The organism is Pseudomonas sp. 43(2021) (assembly GCF_017490805.1).
GTDB lineage: Bacteria > Pseudomonadota > Gammaproteobacteria > Pseudomonadales > Pseudomonadaceae > Aquipseudomonas.
This window is the reverse complement of the sequence record NZ_JAFGYJ010000037.1, coordinates 1-19824: the sequence shown is the minus strand read 5'-3', so window position 1 is coordinate 19824 and position 19824 is coordinate 1. Positions and strand designations below refer to the sequence as shown.

14 protein-coding genes are annotated in these 19824 nt (G+C 64.6%); 6 read left to right on the top strand and 8 right to left on the bottom strand.

What is annotated here, in order from left to right; all coding sequences use genetic code 11:
• Nucleotides 1-91: 91 nt before the first annotated feature.
• From J5M71_RS23995 to J5M71_RS23960, 8 genes are all read right to left on the bottom strand, one after another.
• Entirely contained in the window at nt 92-1579 is a 1488-nt protein-coding gene (locus J5M71_RS23995) for an efflux transporter outer membrane subunit (protein WP_207837723.1), read from the bottom strand.
• On the bottom strand, nt 1576-4683 hold the full coding sequence (locus J5M71_RS23990; RefSeq protein WP_207837721.1) for an efflux RND transporter permease subunit: 3108 nt from the start codon (nt 4681-4683) through the stop codon (nt 1576-1578). Before J5M71_RS23990 ends, J5M71_RS23995 begins: the two co-directional genes overlap by 4 nt.
• The gene (locus J5M71_RS23985; protein WP_207837719.1) at nt 4680-7778 is read right to left on the bottom strand and encodes an MdtB/MuxB family multidrug efflux RND transporter permease subunit; all 3099 of its coding nucleotides are present in this window, start codon (nt 7776-7778) and stop codon (nt 4680-4682) included. The genes J5M71_RS23990 and J5M71_RS23985 overlap by 4 nt, the downstream gene beginning before the upstream one ends.
• Nucleotides 7775-9097, bottom strand: a complete 1323-nt coding sequence (locus J5M71_RS23980) for an MdtA/MuxA family multidrug efflux RND transporter periplasmic adaptor subunit (protein ID WP_207837717.1) — start codon at nt 9095-9097, stop codon at nt 7775-7777. Before J5M71_RS23980 ends, J5M71_RS23985 begins: the two co-directional genes overlap by 4 nt.
• 343 nt (nt 9098-9440) lie before the next feature.
• Nucleotides 9441-9941, bottom strand: coding sequence for a thiol peroxidase (tpx, locus tag J5M71_RS23975; RefSeq protein WP_207837715.1), 501 nt, complete (start codon nt 9939-9941; stop codon nt 9441-9443).
• Between the two features lie 167 nt (nt 9942-10108).
• Nucleotides 10109-11389 carry a serine/threonine transporter gene (locus tag J5M71_RS23970; protein WP_207837713.1) on the bottom strand — a complete coding sequence of 427 codons (1281 nt, stop codon included), beginning with the start codon at nt 11387-11389 and terminating at the stop codon, nt 10109-10111.
• A 351-nt stretch (nt 11390-11740) separates the two neighbouring features.
• Nucleotides 11741-12937, bottom strand: coding sequence for an amino acid aminotransferase (locus tag J5M71_RS23965; protein ID WP_063915003.1), 1197 nt, complete (start codon nt 12935-12937; stop codon nt 11741-11743).
• A 225-nt stretch (nt 12938-13162) separates the two neighbouring features.
• A complete protein-coding gene (locus J5M71_RS23960; protein ID WP_207837711.1) occupies nt 13163-14188 on the bottom strand; it encodes an Ldh family oxidoreductase in 1026 nt (341 codons plus the stop codon).
• Between the two features lie 143 nt (nt 14189-14331).
• Here J5M71_RS23960 and J5M71_RS23955 point away from each other — a divergent pair, with 143 nt between their 5' ends.
• The 6 genes from J5M71_RS23955 (at nt 14332) to J5M71_RS23930 (ending at nt 19643) form a co-directional block, all read left to right on the top strand.
• Nucleotides 14332-15204: a MurR/RpiR family transcriptional regulator gene (locus J5M71_RS23955; RefSeq protein WP_207837708.1), complete on the top strand. Its 873-nt coding sequence runs from the start codon at nt 14332-14334 to the stop codon at nt 15202-15204.
• Between the two features lie 22 nt (nt 15205-15226).
• Entirely contained in the window at nt 15227-15979 is a 753-nt protein-coding gene (locus tag J5M71_RS23950; RefSeq protein ID WP_207837705.1) for a transporter substrate-binding domain-containing protein, read from the top strand.
• A 171-nt stretch (nt 15980-16150) separates the two neighbouring features.
• On the top strand, nt 16151-16870 hold the full coding sequence (locus J5M71_RS23945) for an ABC transporter permease subunit (RefSeq protein ID WP_004376260.1): 720 nt from the start codon (nt 16151-16153) through the stop codon (nt 16868-16870).
• Entirely contained in the window at nt 16867-17577 is a 711-nt protein-coding gene (locus J5M71_RS23940) for an ABC transporter permease subunit (protein WP_025338833.1), read from the top strand. Before J5M71_RS23945 ends, J5M71_RS23940 begins: the two co-directional genes overlap by 4 nt.
• 16 nt (nt 17578-17593) lie before the next feature.
• On the top strand, nt 17594-18838 hold the full coding sequence (locus tag J5M71_RS23935) for an FAD-binding oxidoreductase (RefSeq protein ID WP_207837702.1): 1245 nt from the start codon (nt 17594-17596) through the stop codon (nt 18836-18838).
• Nucleotides 18839-18860: 22 nt separating this feature from the next.
• Nucleotides 18861-19643 (top strand): amino acid ABC transporter ATP-binding protein, encoded by a 783-nt coding sequence (locus tag J5M71_RS23930; RefSeq protein ID WP_063914997.1) that lies wholly within the window; start codon nt 18861-18863, stop codon nt 19641-19643.
• Nucleotides 19644-19824: the final 181 nt, after the last annotated feature.

Below are 19824 nucleotides of genomic sequence, written 5' to 3'. Positions count from 1 at the left end.
CCAGCAATATCAGCCATTGTGTCGAGAACCTGGGGCCGCTTTGCGGCCCTTTCGCGACACAAGGCCGCTCCCACAAAGCACTGCGAATATTTCAATCCTGCTCGGCAAACGCCTGTTCCGCATCCCAACCACCGCCCAGCGCGGCAACCAGCTGCACGCTGGCCACCAGGCGCCCCTGCAGCAGGTTCAACACACTGCGCTCGTTGCTCAGCGCCGTGGTCTGCACGTTGACCACATCCAGGTAGCCGATGAGCCCGGCGCGGTACTGGTTCTCGGTCAGGCGCAACGACTCGCGGGCGGCATCCAGTGCCTCCTGGCGCACTACCGCTTCATCGCCATACACCTTCAACTGCACCAGCAGGTTTTCCACTTCCTTGAAGCCGTCGAGCACGGTCTGGCGGTACTGCGCCACGGTCTGGTCATACACCGCCACCGTGCGGTCCACCTCGGCACTGCGCTTGCCGGCGTCGAACAAGGTCAGCGCCAGCTGCGGGCCCACCGACCAGTAGCGGTTGGGCAGTTCGATCCAGTTGCTGAAGCTGCTGCTGGAATAACCGCCACTCATGCTCAGGCTCAGGTCCGGGAAATACGCCGCCCGCGACACGCCGATATTGGCGTTGGCCGCCATCACGTTGCGTTCAGCTGCAGCGATGTCCGGGCGTCGCTCCAGCAACTGCGAGGGCAAGGCCACCGGAATTTGCGGCAGCGCCGGAATGGCCTTGCTGTCGGCCAGGGCGAAGTCGGCGGGGGTCTTGCCCAGCAGCACGGCAATGGCGTTCTCGAACTGGGCGCGCTGCCAGATCAGGTCGATCAGGTCAGCCTGGGTGCTCTTGAGCTGGGTACGCGCCTGGGCCACCGCATCAGGGCCGGCGACACCGGCGCGGTACTGGTTTTCGTTCATCCGTAGCGAACGTTCATAGGCTGCCACAGTGGCTTCCAACAGCCGCTTCTGCTCGTCGATCACCCGCAACTGCAGGTAGTTCTGCACCAGTTCCGACTGCTGGCTGAGGCGGATCGAGGCCAGGTCGGCCAGGCTGGCTTCGGCACTGGCTTGGTTGGCATTGAGGGTCTCGCGCAGCTTGCCCCACAGGTCGATTTCCCAGCTGACGCCAAGCTGGGCGTTGTAGGTGTTGCGTATGCCGCTGCTGTTATTGGACAGGCTCGAGCTGGAGCTGCCGGTGCCCTGTGCCGAACGGGTCTTGCCGACGCTGAGGTCCAGGCTGGGGAACAGCGCCGCCCGGCTGCTGCGCACCAGCGCCTGGGCCTGGCGGTACTGAGCCTCCGATTGCGCCACGGTCTGGTTGCTGCGGTTGAGCTCTTCGACCAGCGCATTGAGCCCGGCATCGCCGTAGATTTCCCACCAGGCGCCGCGGGCGATGGCATCGGACGGCGTGGCCTGGGTCCAGCCTTCGGCGTGCTTGAACTGCGCCGTGCTGCTCAGCTCCGGGCGGTGGTAGTCCGGGCTCAGGGTGCAGGCGCTGAGCAAGGCGACGCACAACCCGGCGCTGAGCAGGCGCGAGCCACGCCCACGGGTCAGCGTCTGCAGGGCGCGATGAAGTGGGGTCTGGGCAAAAGTCATAGCGGGGTTTCCAGGGCGGCGTCGGTGCGCACGCCGCGCCAACGGTTGAAACGGTGACGCAGGCGGTCCAGGTACAGGTAGACCACCGGTGTCGTGTAAAGGGTGAGGATCTGGCTGAACACCAGGCCGCCAATGATGGTCAGGCCCAGCGGCTGGCGCATTTCCGCGCCTTCGGCGCGGCTCAGCAGCAGCGGCAAGGCACCGAGGATGGCCGCCAGGGTAGTCATCAGGATCGGCCGCAGGCGCAGCAGGCAGGCCCGGCGGATCGACTCTTCCGGTGTCAGGCCCTGGTGGCGCTCCAGCTGCAAGGCCAGGTCGATCATCAGAATGGCGTTTTTCTTCACCACGCCGATCAGCAGGAACAGCCCCAGCAGCGAGATCAGGCTGAACTCGCCGCCGGTGACGTACAACGCCAGCAAGGCACCGACGCCGGCCGAGGGCAATGTCGAGAGGATGGTCAGCGGGTGAATGTAGCTCTCGTAAAGGATACCCAGCACCAGGTAAACCAGCACCAGCGCGCCAAGGATCATCAGCGGCTGGCCTTCCTGGGTCTTGGCGAAGGCATCGGCAGAACCACCGAGCTTGGCGATCACCTCCTCGGGCAAGCCCAGCTTGGCCACCGCACGCTCCAGCGCCGCCATGGCCTGGTCGGGGCTGTAGCCTTCGGCGACATCGAAGGCGATGCTTTCGGCGGCGAACTGGCCTTCGTGGCTGACCCGGTCGTTGGCCAGGCTGTTCTCGTAGTGGGCGATGGTCGACAGCGGTACGCGGGCACCGTCGGCAGTAATCACCTGCACCTGCTCGAGGGTGCTCGGGTCCCAGGCGTACTTCGGGTTGATCTCCAGCACCACCTGGTACTGGTTGAGACTGTCGTAGATGGTGGAAATCTGCCGCTGGCTGTAGGCGTTGTTCAGCACCGTGGTGATCATGTCCATGTCGATGCCCAGGCGCTTGGCCTGGTCGCGGTCGACCACCAGGGTCACCTGCTGGGTGCCGGCACCGTCGCGGGCGTCGATGGCAGTCAGCTGCGGCAGTGTACGCAGCGCCGCCACCACTTTCGGGAACCATTCGCGCAACGCCGCCAGGTCGCCACTCTGCAGGGAGTACAGGTACTGCGAAGAAGTCTGGTCACGGCCGCCGCCGCCCAGTTGCAGGTCCTGGTCGGCCATCAGGAACAGGCGCCCACCAGGTACCTTGGGCATTTCCTTGCGCAAGCGCTCGATCACCTTCTGCGCATCGATCTTGCGCTCGCTGATCGGCTTCAGGCGTACCAGCACAAAGGCATTGTTGGTCCCGCTGTTGCCACCGATGAAGCCGGCAACGCTCTGCACCGCCGGGTCGGCCAGCAAGGCACGGCGGTAGATTTCCATTTTCGGTTGCATCACGCTGAACGACAGGCCATCGTCGCCACGGATGAAGCCCATCAGCTGGCCGGTATCCTGCTGCGGCATCAACGTCTTGGGCACCACCACGTACAGGGCGATGTTGATAGCGATGGTGGCCAACAGGCTGATCAGAGTCAGGCGCTTGTGACGCAGGGCCCAGCCCAGGCTGCGGTCATAGGCCTCGACCATGCGCTGGTGCAACTGGTCGCTCCAGCGCTGCAGGCGGGTCTGCTCGGCCTGGTGTGGTTTTAGCCAACGGGCGCACAGCATCGGCGTGAGGGTCAGCGACACCACCAGCGATACGATGATCGCTGCCGCCAGGGTGATGGAGAACTCCTGGAACAGGTTGCGCACGATACCGCCCATGAACAGGATGGAGACGAACACCGCCACCAGCGACACGTTCATCGACAGCAAGGTGAAACCCACTTCCTTGGCCCCGAGGAAGGCCGCCTTCATCGGCGGCTGGCCGTCCTCGATGTGCCGGGAGATGTTCTCCAGCACCACGATGGCGTCGTCCACCACCAGGCCGGTGGCAAGGATCAGCGCCATCAGCGACAGGTTGTTGAGCGAGAAACCGCACAGGTACATGACCGCGAAGGTGCCCACCAGTGACACCGGCACCGCCAGGCTGGGGATCAGCGAGGCACGCAGGCTGCCGAGGAACAGATAGACCACCAGAATCACCAGCACCACGGCGATCAGCAGGGTGTGCTCGGCTTCCTTGAGGGTGGCCTTGATCACTGGCGAGCGGTCCATGGCCACGTTCAGTTGCACGCTGGCCGGCAGCAGCGACTGCAGGGCCGGCAGCTGTGCCTTGATCTGGTCGACCGTTTCGATGATGTTGGCGCCGGTCTGGCGGTTGACCACCAGCAATACCGCGCTCTGGTCATTGAAGAAGCCGCTGTTGTAGCGGTTCTCGACGCCGTCGGTGATGCTCGCCACGTCGGACAGGCGCAGGATGGTGCCGTTCTGCTGGCGGATCACCACCGGCTCGTAGTCCTTGGCGCTTTCCAGCTGGTCGTTGGCACGCACCTGCCAGCTGCGCTCGGCGTCCTCGACAAAGCCCATCGGCCGGCGCTGGTTGGCGTTGGATACCGCCGTGCGTACTTCATCCAGAGAAAGGCCGTACTGGTTGAGCAATTGCGGCTCGACGGCAATCCGCACCGCCGGCAGCGAACTGCCGCCGATCTGTACCTCGCCTACCCCCGGTACCTGGGCCAGGCTCTGCGACAGGATGGTGTCGGCCAGGTCGTACAGCTGGCCTTTCTGCAGCACGTCCGAGGTCAGCGACAGCACCATGATCGGTGCCTGCGACGGGTTGATCTTCTTGTAGGTGGGCATGCTGCGCATACCGCTGGGCAGCAGGTTGCGGGTGGCGTTGATCGCTGCCTGCACCTCGCGCGCCGCGCCGTCGATGTCGCGGCCCATCTCGAAGCCGATGATCACCCGTGTGGAGCCCTGGTTGGAGCTGCTGGTCAGCGTGGTCACGCCGGCAATGCTGCCCAGCTTGCGCTCCAGCGGAGTAGCCACGGTGGCCGCCATGACTTCCGGGCTGGCGCCGGACAGGTTGGCCGACACCACGATCACCGGGAAGTCCATCTGTGGCAGCGGTGCCACCGGCAGCAGGCCGAAGCTGACCCCGCCCAGCAGCATGATCGCCAGGCTCAACAACATGGTCGCCACCGGGCGACGGATGAAAGGACCGGACAGGTTCATGCCTCGGCCTGCTTCACGTCAGTGGCCGGGCGCCAACGGCGGGCCAGGCGGTCGAAGTACAGGTAGATGACCGGGGTGGTGAACAGCGTCAGCACCTGGCTGACCAGCAAGCCACCGACCATCACCAGGCCCAGCGGCTGGCGCAGCTCGGCGCCGGAACCAGTGGCGAGCATCAGTGGCACGGCGCCGAACAGCGCGGCCAGGGTGGTCATCAGGATCGGCCGGAAGCGCAGCAGAGCGGCCTGGTAGATGGCATCGCGCGGGCTCATGCCTTGCTGGCGCTCGGCCTCGAGGGCAAAGTCGATCATCATGATCGCGTTTTTCTTGACGATGCCGATCAACAGGATGATGCCGATGATGGCAATCATGCCCAGGTCGTTGCCGCTGATGAGCAAGGCCAGCAAGGCGCCGACCGCCGCCGACGGCAGGGTCGAAAGGATGGTCACCGGGTGGATGTAGCTCTCGTACAGCACGCCCAGCACGATGTACATGGTCACCACCGCCGCCAGGATCAGCAGCAAGGTGCTCGACAGCGATGCCTGGAAGGCCTGCGCCGCGCCCTGGAAGCGGGTCTGCACGCCCAGCGGCATGCCAATGTCCTTTTGCACCTGCTCGATCACCTGCACCGCCTCGCCCAGCGACGCGCCGTGGGCCAGGTTGAACGACAGGGTCACCGCCGGGAACTGGCCGATGTGGGAAATGGCCAGCTGGGCCTGGCGCTGCTCGATGCGCGCCAGCGCCGACAGGCGCACCTGGCCACCATCGGTGGCCTTGACGTGGATCGACTCCAGCGCCTGCGGGCCGATCACCGCCGCATCCTTGGACTGCAACACCACGCGGTACTGACTGGCCTGGGTGTAGATGGTCGAGATCTGGCGCTGGCCGAAGGCATCGTACAGGGCATTGGTGATCTGCGACACGCTGATGCCCAGGCGGCTGGCCATGTCGCGGTCGATCACCAGGTACACCTGCAGGCCCTTGTCCTGCAGGTCGCTGGCCACGTCGGCCAGTTCCGGACGCTGCTGCAGCGCCTGCACCAGCTTGCCGCTCCACTGCGCCAGCAGCTCGGCATCCGGTGACGACAGGCTGAACTGGTACTGGGTACGGCTGACCCGGTCTTCGATGCTCAGGTCCTGCACCGGCTGCATGAACAGGCGGATGCCCACCAGCCGGTCGACTTGCGGCTGCAGGCGGTCGATCACCTCGCTGGCAGTGACATTACGCTCGCCATGAGGCTTGAGGTTGATCAGCAGGCGGCCGCTGTTGAGCGTGGCGTTGTCACCATCGACGCCGATGTAGGACGACAGGCTCTGCACTGCCGGGTCCTGCAGGATCACCTTGCTCAGGGCCTGCTGGCGTTCGCTCATGGCGGCGAACGATGTGGACTGCGGCGCTTCGGAAATGCCCTGGATCACCCCGGTGTCCTGCACCGGGAAGAAGCCCTTGGGCACCACCATGTACAGGAACACGGTGAGCGCCAGGCTGGCCACGGCCACCAGCAGCGTCAGCGGCTGGCGCTTGAGTACCCACTGCAGGGCGCTGCCGTAGTGCCTGATCAGCCAGTCGATCCAGGCGCCACTGGCGCGATAGAACCGGCCCTGTTCTTCTTCCTTGGGCTCGCGCTTGAGCAGGCGCGCGCACATCATCGGCGTCAGGGTCAGCGATACCACCAGGGAAATCAGGATGGCCACCGCCAGGGTGATGGCGAACTCACGGAACAGGCGGCCGACCACATCGGCCATGAACAGCAGCGGGATCAGTACCGCAATCAGCGAGAAGGTCAGCGAGATCAGGGTGAAGCCGATTTGCCGGGCGCCCTTGAGCGCCGCCTGCATGGGCGTCTCGCCCTCCTCGATGTGCCGGGAGATGTTCTCCAGCATCACGATGGCATCGTCGACCACGAAGCCGGTGGCGATGGTCAGGGCCATCAGCGTCAGGTTGTTGACCGAGAAGCCGGCCAGGTACATCACGCCGAAGGTGCCGATCAGCGACAACGGCACGGCGATCGAAGGAATGAGGGTGGCACTGAAGCGGCGCAGGAAGACGAAGGTGACCATCACCACCAGGGCGATGGCGATCAGTAGTTCGTGCTGCACGTCCTTGACCGCGGCGCGGATGGTCTGAGTGCGGTCGGTGAGCACCGAAACATCGAGGCCGGCCGGCAGGTTGTCGGTGATCGACGGCAGCAGGGCCTTGATGCGATCGACCACTTCGATGACGTTGGCGCCCGGCTGGCGCTGGATGTTCAGCAGCACCGCGTGGTTTTCATTGGCCCAGGCAGCCAGGCGCTCGTTTTCCGCGCCGTCGACGATTTCGGCCACGTCCTTGAGACGCAGTGGTGCGCCGTTGTTGTAGGCCAGGATCAGGTTGGCATACTCCTCAGGGGAGCGCAGCTGGTCGTTGGCGTCGAGCATCGACACCCGGGTCGGGCCGTCGAAGTTGCCCTTGGGCTGGTTGACGTTGGAGGCGCCGATCAGGGTGCGTACGTCCTCCAGGTTCAGGCCGTTGGCGGCCAGGGCATCGACATTGACCTTGATCCGCACCGCCTGACGCTGGCCGCCGGCAATGCTGACCATGCCCACACCGCTGATCTGCGCGAGCTTCTGTGCCACGCGGGTATCGACCAGGTCGTTGAGCTTGGGCAGCGGCATGGTCTTGCTGGAGATGGCCAGGGTCAGCACCGGGGTGTCGGCCGGGTTGACCTTGTTGTACACCGGCGGCGCTGGCAGGTCGCTGGGCAGCAGGTTGCTGGCGGCGTTGATCGCGGCCTGCACCTGTTGCTCGGCAACGTCCATGTTCATGTCGAGGTTGAAGCGCAAGGTCAGCACCGAGGCGCCGCCGGAGCTGGTCGAGGCCATCTGCTCCAGGCCCGGCATCTGGCCGAACTGGCGTTCCAGCGGCGCGGTAACGGCGCTGGTCATGACCTGCGGGCTGGCGCCGGGGTACAGGGTCATGACCCGGATGGTCGGGTAATCCACCTGCGGCAGAGCGGAAACCGGCAGCAGCTTGTAAGCGATCAGGCCGGCCAGGACGATGGCCAGCATGCTCAGCGTGGTGGCAACCGGCCGCAGGATGAACAGACGCGAGAGGTTCATGCGCCCGCCTTGCCTGCTGCGCTACCAGGCTGTGCTTCACCAGGCTGCACATCACCAGCGCGTGCCGAGCCCTTGGCTTCCTGGCCTTGCAGCTGCTGGCCCGGCGTGGTCGGCACTTGCGAGCTGTCTTCGACCACTTCCACCTTGGTGCCTTCGCGCAAGCGGTCGGTGCCTTCCAGCACCAGGCGGTCGCCGGCCTTCAGGCCTTCGAGGATGACGCTGTTCTGGCCGTCGCTGGCCCCCACCTTGAGCTTTCGCACATTGACCTTGCTCTCGGCGTTGACCACATAGGCGAAGGTGCCGTCGTTACCGAACTGGATGGCCGCCGCCGGGGCCATGGTCACCTGCTTGAGGGTGTCGGCCAGCAGGCGCACGTTGACGAACTGGTTGGGGAACAGGGCCAGGTCCTTGTTCTCGAAGCGGCCCTTGAACTTGAGGGTGCCGGTGGTGGTGTCGATCTGGTTGTCGATGCTGCCCAGCACGCCGGTGGACTGCAGCTTGCTGTCACTGCGGTCCCAGGCCTCGACCGGCAGACTGGCGCCGCTACGGTAGCGCTCCAGCACGGTGCTCAGCTCGGTTTCCGGCAGGGTGAAGGCGACGCTGATCGGCTCGGTCTGGGTAATCACCACCAGCGCAGTGGTGTCGTTGGCCGCCACCAGGTTGCCCAGGTCGAGCTGGCGCAGGCCCACGCGGCCGTTGATCGGCGCGCGTATCTGGGTGAAATCGAGGTTCAGGCGGGCGTCGTTGACCTGCGCCTGGTTGGTCTTCACCAACCCCTGGAACTGCGCCACCTGCGCTTCGGCGGTGTCGAGGGTTTGCTTGGCAATGCTGTCTTCGGCGTACAGGCCTTTATAGCGGGCCAAGTCGACCTGGGCATTCTTCAGCTGCGCCTGGTTCTGCGCCAGGGTGCCTTCGGCCTGTTGCAGGGCAATGCGGTACGGGCGCGGGTCGATCTCAGCGAGCAGGTCGCCGGACTTGACCTGCTGGCCTTCCTTGAAGTGGATCTTCACCAGCTCGCCAGCCACGCGGCTACGCACGTTGACGGTGTTGGTCGCGGTGACTGTGCCCAGGGCCTTGTAGTACAGCGGGAAGTCGCCCACCCGCACCGGCTCGACGCGCACCGGCACCGGGTCGCTGGAGCCGCCGAAGCCCGGCCGCCCGCCCATCATGCCCATGCCCTTGCCACCGCGCCCGCCACTGGCTTCTTTATGCGCAGGTGTCGCTGCCGGCCACAGCCACCAGGCCAGTGCAGCCACCAGCAGCAGGATCAGCAGGCCGACGAGCCAGCGACGAGGGGAACGGGAATTGGACGCTTGCATGGGTTGAACGAACCTTGTTCGGAATGACGACTTGGGGAGGATGAACGATAAGCACTGACATCGTTTTAGCAAAGCGCCTTTACCAGAGGTTTACCTTTGCCTGACGTTGCCAAGGGTTTGAACTTTAAATGAAAACGGCCCGGAACGTGTTCCGGGCCGTTTACAGGGTGTTGCTTGGAGCAGGTAGCGGGCTAAAAGGTTTCCGCTGCCTGTGCCGGACTCTTCGCGGGTAAACCCGCTCCCACAGGTACGGCACAGGTTTCAAAGGCTGTGATATCCCTGTGGGAGCGGGTTTACCCGCGAAGGGGCCAGAACAGTATTCAGCCGCCCTGCCCCACAACCATTACTTCAGTACGGCCAGCGCTGCTTCGTAGTTCGGCTCATCAGCGATTTCGCCAACCAGCTCGCTGTGCAGCACCTTGTCGTTTTCGTCCAGCACCACCACGGCACGGGCGGCCAGACCGGCCAGCGGGCCATCGGCAATGGCCACGCCATAGTTTTCGAGGAACTCGCGGCCACGCAGGGTCGACAGGTTCTTCACGTTGTCCAGGCCTTCGGCACCGCAGAAGCGTGCCTGGGCGAACGGCAGGTCGGCGGAGATGCACAGCACCACGGTGTTGGCCACATCGTTGGCCTGGGCGTTGAACTTGCGCACGGAAGTAGCGCAGGTCGGGGTGTCGACGCTCGGGAAGATGTTCAGCACCTTGCGCTTGCCGGCAAAGTCTTTCAGCGACTTGTCAGCCAGGCCTTCACCGACCAGGGAGAAAGCCGGCGCCTGGGCGCCGGCTTTCGGCAGTTCGCCTTTGACCTGAACCGGGTTGCCTTTGAGAGTCACTTGAGCCATGACGAAATCCTTATGCGGGGTTTGAAAAGGACACTGAGTTAAGCATGAAGGCGGTCGGGTGCCTATGGGGGCAGGTAAAATTGTTCTATTGCCGGACAATTCCTGTGGACAAAAAAATGCCCGGGTCGCGACAAGCGACCCGGGCATTCGTTATTGCAGGCGGTGTATCAGCCGAGCAGGCCGTATACCACCGAGGTCAGCGCAACCAGGCCGACTACCACCACGAACACGTTGGAGGCAGCACCGCTGTACTTGCGCATCGACGGCACGCGGCGAATGGCGTACATCGGCATCAGGAACAGCAGCACCGCGAGGATCGGGCCGCCGAGCGACTCGATCATGCCGAGGATGCTCGGGTTGAGGGTGGCGACAATCCAGCACACTACCAGCATCAGCGCAGCAACCACGCGATCCAGGGCCTTGGCACCCGGGCGAGCGCCGGCCTTGGTGATGATGCCCTTGAGGCCTTCGCTGGCGCCGATGTAGTGGCCGAGGAACGACTTGGCGATGGCCACGAAGGCAATCAGTGGCGCAGCGAACGCGATGGTCGGGTTGCTGAAGTGGTTGGCCAGGTACGACAGGATCGACAGGTTCTGCGCCTTGGCCTCGGCCAGCTGGGCGCTGCTCAGGGTGAGCACGCAGCTGAACACGAAGAACAGCACCATCACCACCATCAGCAGGTGGGCACGGCGCAGGATCTGGCCGCTACGCTCATCGGCATGCTCGCCGTAGCGGCGCTTCTGGTCGACGGCAAAGGCGGAGATGATCGGCGAGTGGTTGAACGAGAACACCATCACCGGAATCGCCAGCCACAGGGTGTGCAGGAAAGCCGAGGCCGGCGGCACCTGGGCGGCGCTGTCGAGAATGCCACCGGTCCAGTGCGGCACCAGGTAAAGGCCCAGCAACGCCAGGGCAACGATGAACGGGTAGACCAGCAGGCTCATGACCTTGACCGTGGCCTGCTCCCCGCAGCGCACGATGGCCAGCAGGCCGAGGATCAGCACGAACGACAGGATGGCCCGTGGCGGCGGCTGCATGTGCAACTGGTGCTCCAGGAAGCTGGACACGGTGTTGGTCAGCGCCACGCTATAGATAAGCAGGATCGGGAAGATCGCGAAGAAGTACAGCACCGTGATCGAGGCGCCGGCGGTGATGCCGAAGTGCTCCTTGACCACTTCGGTGATATCGCCGCCATCGCGCCCGGAAAGGACGAAACGGGTCAGCCCGCGGTGAGCGAAATAGGTCATTGGGAAGGCCAATATGGCCAGGATCAGCAGCGGCCAGAAGCCGCCGAGGCCGGCGTTGATCGGCAGGAACAGGGTTCCGGCGCCGATCGCTGTGCCGAACAGGCCCAGCATCCAGGTGGTGTCGTGACGCGACCAGCTGCCGAGGGTGGCGGGGGTCGATTCTGCAAAGCGTTGTTCAACGCTTGGGGCCTGCTCATTCATTCCGGGTGAAGCTCCACTCGCAAGACTGCAACAGGCTGAGAATGGCGAAATAGACGTTTCGCCCAACTCAACCGAAAAAGGGAGCGCGATTGTGCACCGAAAGGTTGCACTTGCGAAGCCCTTTTCCGAGGAGCGGTTGCACTTGTCTTTACAAGCGGGTTATGCCGGTGGACTGCAGGGGGGATTTGGGAGGTGTGGGAGCGGCCTTGTGTCGCGAAAGGGCCGCAAAGCGGCCCCGGCAATATTCGCGGCGAAGCTGCAAACGCCGGGGGCGCTGCGCACCCCCTTTCGCGACACAAGGCCGCTCCCACAAAGGCCACACTGCCACAAAGGCCGCGGCCCCGTGCGGCGTTACTTCTGGACGGCGGCGAAGGCTTCGGCAACCCGTTGCAGGTTGGCCGGGCGCAGGCCGGACATGCATACGCGGCCGCTGTCGATCAGGTACACGCCGAACTCGTCACGCAGGCGACGCACTTGCTCGACGCTGAAGCCGGTGTAGCTGAACATGCCGCGCTGGCGCAGGAAGAACTGGAAGTCCTGGCCCGGCAGCAGCACGGCCAGGGCATCGACCAGCGCCTGGCGCATGTCGAGGATACGCTTGCGCATCACTTCGACTTCCTCGGCCCACTGGGCATTGAGGGCGGCATCGCTCAGCACGCCAGCGACCAGCTGGGCGCCGAAGTTGGGCGGGCTGGAGTAGTTGCGGCGCACGGTAGCCTTGAGCTGGCCGAGCACGCTCTGGGCAGTGGCATCATCGTCACAGACCACCGACAGGCCACCGACCCGCTCGCCGTACAGCGAGAAGATCTTCGAGAACGAGTTGCTGACCAGGCACGGCACACCGGCGCGGGCCATTTCGCGGATGGCGTAGGCGTCTTCCACCAGGCCTTCGGCAAAGCCCTGGTAGGCGATGTCGAGGAACGGGATCAGTTGGCGTGCCTTGACCACTTCAACCACTTGTTGCCACTGGTGCTGTTCCAGGTCGGCACCGGTGGGGTTGTGGCAGCACGGGTGCAGCAGCACCACGCTGTTGGCCGGCAGGGTCTGCAGGGTGGCCAGCATGCCATCGAAGTCCACGCCACGGGTGGCCTGGTCGAAGTACGGGTAGGTGTGCACCTTGAAACCGGCACCTTCGAAGATGGCGCGGTGGTTGTCCCAGGTCGGATTGCTGACCCAGACTTCGGACTGCGGGAAGTAGCGCTTGAGGAAGTCGGCACCGACTTTCAGGGCGCCGGAGCCACCCACGGTCTGCACGGTGGCCACGCGCCCGCCGGTCACGGCCGGGTGATCGGCACCGAACAGCAGCGCCTGGATCGCCTGGCGGTAGCTGGCCAGGCCTTCCATTGGCAGGTACAGCGAGGCTTCGTGGTCCTGGCCGGCGATGCGTTTTTCCACCGCATCCACAGCCGCCAGTTGCGGCACCACGCCGGCCTCATCGTAGTACAGGCCGATACTCAGGTTGACCTTGTCGGCGCGCGGGTCGGCCTTGAAGGTTTCCATCAACGAGAGGATCGGGTCGCCGGCATAGGCATCGACATGTTTGAACACAGCGTGCAGCTCCTTGGATCAGGACAGTTCGAAAATGCAGCCCTGAGCATACCCGGAGTGCGGGCTCAGGAACATCAACTATTGTGCAAGGTTGTCTATGCAACATTGCATGGCTGAGGATTGGTGCTGGATTCTTCGCGGGTAAACCCGCTGCCACAGGTCATGCACAATTTTCAAAACCTGTGATAACCCTGTGGGAGCGGGTTTACCCGCGAATGGTTTGGGTCAGCCAAGCAGCTCTTTCAGGCCTTGCAACTCCTGCTCGGTCACCGCCACCCCCTCCTCCTCGGCCACCTCGCGCTCGCGATAACGCCGCTCGCCGGGCATGCGCGTAAGCCCCACCGCCTGCATCTGCTCGACCAGTTCGCGGCTGCGCTGGGCAAACCGCTCGCCCTCGGCCTTGCTCGGGTCGATGACGATGATCAACTGCCCGGTCCACGGCGTCTTCGCCCCCGGGTGCCCCGACCAGTCGAACTCCCAGGAGAAATGCCCGCCGGTCAGCGCCGCCGCCAGCAATTCGACCATCATCGACAGGGCCGAGCCCTTGTGCCCGCCAAATGGCAGCAAGGCGCCGCCTTCCAGAATCGCCTTGGGGTCGGTGGTCGGCTCACCATTGGCATCCACCCCCATGCCCTCCGGCAATTGCTGGCCAGCGCGCGCGGCAATCTGCACGTCGCCATGGGCCATGGCGCTGGTGGCCATGTCGAAGACGATCGGGTCATGTTCCGCGCAGGGTGCGGCAAAGGCGATGGGGTTGGTGCCGAACAGCGGCTTGCGGGCACCGTGCGGCACCACGCAGGTCATGCTGTTGACCACGCTCAGGGCTACCAGGCCTTCGTCGGCGAATGGCTCCACATCCGGCCACAGCGCAGCGAAGTGGTGCGAGTTGTGGATCGCCAGCACGGCGATGCCAGCGTTACGCGCCTTCGCTACCAGAAGTTCACGGGCCGCCGCCAGCGCCGGCTGGGCGAAGCCGCCTGCGGCATCGACGCGAACATAACCGGGCGCCACGTCGCTGACCTTCGGCGCGGCCTGGCCATCGACCCAACCGCTGGCCAGGGTCGAGACATAGCCGGGCATGCGGAATACCCCATGGCTATGGGCACCATCGCGCTGGGCGCTGGCACAGTTGTGGGCCAGCACCCGGGCCACGCTTTCGCTGCAGCCATGGCGCTGGAAGATGCTCTGCAACAAGCCCTGCAGCTCGGTAAAAGGCACACGCACGACGGTGCTGGTGGAAGGTGCGGACATCTGAAGCTCCTTGTTGGAATTGGAATGGCTACAGCGTTGCAACGACAAAAACTTTCCTGCATGTGACAGCTATCTGTCAAATGTTGACTTGATGACAGAAAACAGCCATTTTCTTTCGCAAGCCTGACCCCTGGAGCCGCAGCATGAGCCAACCGATCAAGCAACGCCTGGAAAACAGCCTGGAAGGGGCCGCTGCTTCGGGCCGCAAGATCGCCAGCTACATGCTTGCCAACCTCCATGAACTGCCGTTCCAGACTTCGGCCAGCATTGCCGTCAAGCTGGGCGTCAGCGAATCCAGCGTCGGCCGTTTCTGCCGCTCCTTGGGTTATGCCCACCTCAAGGCGTTGAAGCAAGACCTGCAGAACGACCTGGGCGATGGCCCGTGGTTAGTGGGTGACCGCCTGCAAGATTACCGCCAGAACCAGGACGCCAGCGACAACGCCGGCAGTCTGGAGCTGGAAATCGCCGCCCTGGTGCGCGTGCACGAGTATCGCCAGAGCAGTGCCTGGCACAGCGTTGCGCAACGCCTGGCGAGCAAGCACCGGGTGTTCATCGCCGGTTTCCAGACCGAGCGCGGCATCGCCATGTGCATGAGCCACCTGCTGCAGTACCTGCGCGACGGCGTGCAACTGGTCGATATCAGTGCCGGGCACTTTGGCGAAGTGTTGCTGGGGCGCGCCGAAGACAGCGCCCTGGTGGTGTTCGAAGCCCGCCGTTATTCCCGCCATGCCCTGCTGTTGTGCCAGAAGGCGCGCGAGGCTGGCATTGCGGTCACCCTGGTGACCGACCCCTTCTGTGACTGGGCCGATGCCAACGCCGACGAGGTGTTCCGCATCCCCACCGAGTTCAACCTGTTCTGGGAGTCCACCTCGACCATGCTGTCGTGGGTGCACCTGATGGTCAACGAGGTCTGCAAGAAGCTCGGGCCGGATGTTGAAAAACGCTTGGAAGCAACTGCCGCTCTACATAACGAATTCGTCGGCTACACCTCGTGGTCGACGGGAAAACAACAATAGCAAGAGTGCAATGAGGTGCGAGATGAACAAGACCATGGCCTTGGTGGGTGCGTGCGCCCTGCTGCTGTCGGGTGCCGCCAGTGCCGAAACCCTGCGCTTCGCCACCGAGGGCGCCTACCCGCCCTTCAACTACGTCGACGCCAATAACCAGTTGCACGGCTTCGACGTCGACATCACCCATGCCCTGTGCGATCAGATGAAAGTCGAGTGCACACTGGTGGCCCAGGACTGGGAAGGCATTATCCCGGCGCTGATGGCACGCAAGTACGATGCAGTGGTCGCGTCGATGATCAATACCGAAGAACGGCGCAAGAAAATCGCCTTCACCGACCACTACTACCGCACCCCGCTGACCGTTGCCGTAGCCAAGGACAGCAAGATCAACGACGCCCAGACCAACTTCGACGGCTACACCGTTGGCGCTCAGTCGTCGTCCACCCAGGCCATCTACGCCGAAGACGTTTACGCCAAGGCCGGTGCCGACGTGAAACTGTACCCGACCATGGACGAAGCCAACGCCGACCTGGCCGCAGGCCGCCTGGATGGCGTGATTGCCGACAAATTCCCGCTGCACGAGTGGATGACCAAGAACGGCGGGGACTGCTGCAAGATCCTCGGCGACGTGGCCGACACCAAGGCCGATGCTGCCATTGCCGTGCGCAAGGACGACGAAGCCCTGCGCCAGCGCCTGAACGTTGCGCTGCAACAGATCGTGGCCAACGGCACCTACCAGAAGATCGCCAGCAAGTATTTCGCTTTCGATATCTACAACTGATCTTCAGGAAGTTTTGCGCAACCCCTGTGGGAGCGGCCTAGCGTCGCGAAAGGGCCGCACAGCGGCCCCGGCAATCTGTGCAGTTGCATGAATCCTGGGGCCGCTACGCAGCCCTTGCGCGACGCAAAGCCGCTCCCACAGAGATCGCACTACCCGCCCAAGGGGTTTGTCATGCTCGATCAATTGTCCTTGCTGTCCTTCGCCAGCGGAGGCTGGGGCCAGGCGCTGCTGGCCGGCGCGCTGGTCACCGTTTCCCTGGCCCTGGCCTGCCTGCCCATCGGCCTGCCACTGGGTCTGGTGGTCGCCCTTGCCGCACGCTCGCGCAAGCGCTTGCCGCGGGCCTGGGCCACCACCTTCTCCACCGTGTTCCGCGGCCTGCCCGAACTGCTGACACTGCTGATCATCTATTACGGCTGCCAGATCGCCGCGCAGAAGATCCTCGCGGCCATGGGCTACCAGGGCGAGTTCCTGATCAATACCTTCCTCGCCGCGATGATCGCCTTCAGCCTGGTGTTCGCCGCGTTCTCCAGCGAAATCTGGCTGGCAGCCTTCAAGACCCTGCCCAAGGGCCAGCTGGAAGCCTGCTCGGCGCTGGGCCTGAGCAAGCGCACCGGCTTCTTCAAGGTGCTGCTGCCGCAACTGACCCGCATCGCCCTGCCCGGCCTGTCCAACAACTGGCTGTCGCTGCTCAAGGACACCTCGCTGGTATCCACCATCTCGCTGGTCGACCTGATGCGCCAGACCAACCTGGCGGTCAGCGTGACCAAAGAGCCGATGTTCTTCTATGGCGTCGCTTGCCTGGGCTACCTGCTGTTCGCCGCCATTTCCGGGCGTGTGTTCGCCTTCATCGAACGGCGCAGCAACCGCCACCTGCAAGGAGCACGCGCATGAGCTTCGAACAACTGCTGGCGCTGGTCCTCGACCCCGACCTGCTGGACCGCTACGGCCCGCGCTTCCTCGATGGCCTGCTGGTAACCGCCAAGCTGGTGGCGATTTCCTTCAGCCTGGGTGCCGTGCTCGGCCTGTTGCTGGCCCTGGCGCGCATGTCGCGCAGCCTGCTGCTGCAGCGCATGGCCGCCGGCTACGTGTACTTCTTCCGCGGCTCGCCGCTGCTGGCCCAGCTGTTCCTGCTGTATTACGGCCTGGGTTCGCTCAAGGGCTTCTGGCAGGACGTCGGCCTGTGGTGGTTCTTCCGCGAAGCGTGGTTCTGCACCCTGCTGGCGTTCACCCTGAACACCGCCGCCTACCAGGCCGAGATCTTCCGCGGCAGCCTGATGGCCGTCGCCCCCGGCCAGCATGAGGCGGCGCGGGCGTTGAACCTGAAGCGCTCGACCACCTTCTTCAAGGTGATCCTGCCACAGTCGCTGCTGGTGGCCATCGGCCCGCTGGGCAACGAACTGATCCTGATGATCAAGGCCAGCGCGATCGCCTCGCTGGTGACCATCTACGACCTGATGGGCGTGACCAAACTGGCCTTCTCGCGCAGTTTCGACTTCCAGATCTACCTGTGGGCCGCGGTGCTCTACCTGCTGATCGTCGAACTGGTGCGGCGCCTGCTGAAACACCTGGAAGCCCGCCTGGGCCGCCACCTGAACTGACCGAAGGATACGTTCCATGCATTGCCAGACCCTTGTCCTCGGCGCCGGCATCGTCGGCGTCAGCACCGCGCTGCACCTGCAGGCCCGCGGGCGCCAGGTGATCCTGATCGACCGCGACGAACCGGGCAGCGGCACCAGCCACGGCAACGCCGGGCTGATCGAGCGTTCCAGCGTGATCCCCTATGCCTTCCCCCGGCAACTGGGCGCGCTGCTGCGCTACGGCCTGAACCGCCAGCCCGATGTGCGCTACAGCCTGCTGCACCTGCCCAAGGCCGCCCCCTGGCTGTGGCGCTATTGGCGCCAGTCGGCCCCCGGGCGCCTGGCCGGGGCCGCTGCCGACATGCTGCCGCTGGTGCAGCGCTGCGTCGAAGAACACGACGCCCTGATCGCTGCCGCTGGCCTGGAAGCGCTGGTGCAGGCCAAAGGCTGGATCGAAGTGTTCCGCGACCCGGCGCTGTTCGAGCAGGCCAAGGCCGACGCCAAGGGCCTGAGCCGATATGGCCTGCAGTTCGAAATCCTCGAATGCGGGCAGTTGCAGGCCCGCGAACATCAGCTGGACGCCAGCGTGGTCGGTGGCATCCACTGGCTCGACCCCAAGACCGTGAACAACCCCGGCGCCCTCACTCGTGGCTACGCCACCCTGTTCATGCAACGCGGCGGGCAGTTCCTGCATGGCGATGCGCGCAGCCTGCGCCAGGTCGACGGCCAATGGCAGGTAGACAGCCGCCGCGGCCCGATCACCGCCAACGAGGTGGTGGCCTGCCTCGGCCCGCAATCGGCCGACCTGTTCAGCGGCCTGGGCTACCAGATCCCGCTGGCGATCAAGCGTGGCTACCACATGCACTACAGCACCCGTGACGGCGCGCAACTGGAGCATTCCATCTGCGACACCCAGGGCGGCTACGTGCTGGCACCAATGGCCCGTGGCGTGCGCCTGACCACCGGCATCGAGTTCGACGCCAGCAGCGCGCCGGGCAACCAGATCCAGCTGGGCCGTTGCGAAGCCCTGGCGCGCAAGCTGTTCCCGGCCCTGGGCGAGCGCCTGGACGATACCCCCTGGCTGGGCCGTCGCCCATGCCTGCCGGACATGCGCCCGGTGATCGGCCCGGCGCCGCGCCACCCGGGGCTGTGGTTCAACTTCGGCCACGCCCACCACGGCCTCACCCTTGGCCCGGTCAGCGGCCGGCTGGTGGCCGAGCTGGTCACCGGCGAACGCCCCTTCACCGACCCCGCGCCCTACAGCGCGACCCGATTCGACTGAACCCCTGCGGGAGAACAACAAGATGACCGCACCATTGAGCCTTGCCACCCTTGCCCCCGAACCCGACCCGCGCCCGGTGCTGATCCGCATCGAAGGCCTGAACAAGCACTACGGCGCCTTCCACGTGCTGCGTGACATCGACCTGCAGGTGCGCGAAGGCGAACGCATCGTGCTGTGCGGGCCGTCCGGCTCGGGCAAGTCGACCCTGATCCGCTGCATCAACCGCCTGGAAGTGGCCCAGCAGGGCAGCATCAAGGTGGATGGCATCGACCTGGCGGCCACCACCCGCGAAGCGGCGCAGGTGCGCAGCGACATCGGCATGGTGTTCCAGCACTTCAACCTGTTCCCGCACATGAGCGTGCTGGACAACTGCCTGCTGGCCCCCACCAGCGTGCGCGGGTTGTCGCGCAAGGACGCCGAAGAGCGGGCGCGCATGTACCTGAAGAAGGTTGGTATCGAAAGCCAGGCGCACAAATACCCCAGCCAGTTGTCTGGCGGCCAGCAGCAGCGCGTGGCGATTGCCCGCGCGCTGTGCATGAAGCCGCGGATCATGCTGTTTGACGAGCCTACTTCGGCGCTGGACCCGGAGATGGTCGCCGAAGTGCTGGATGTGCTGGTGCAACTGGCCGGCACCGGCATGACCATGCTCTGCGTCACCCATGAAATGGGTTTTGCCCGGCAGGTAGCCGAGCGGGTGCTGTTCCTGGAAGGCGGGCAGATCATCGAAGACAGCCCACCGCAGGTGTTCTTCAACCAGCCGCGTACCGAGCGTGCCAAGGGGTTCCTGGCGCAGATACTGCACTGACACCTGTACCGGCCTCTTCGCGGGCTCGCCCGCTCCCACAGGATCACCTCGGCCTTCGGGACCTGTGGTGAACCTGTGGGAGCGGGCGAGCCCGCGAAGAGGCCGGTACAGGCGACACCTTCATTGCACCGCTGCAAAGACCCAACTGCATCGTTAAATATTATTGACCACACCCCCCGCC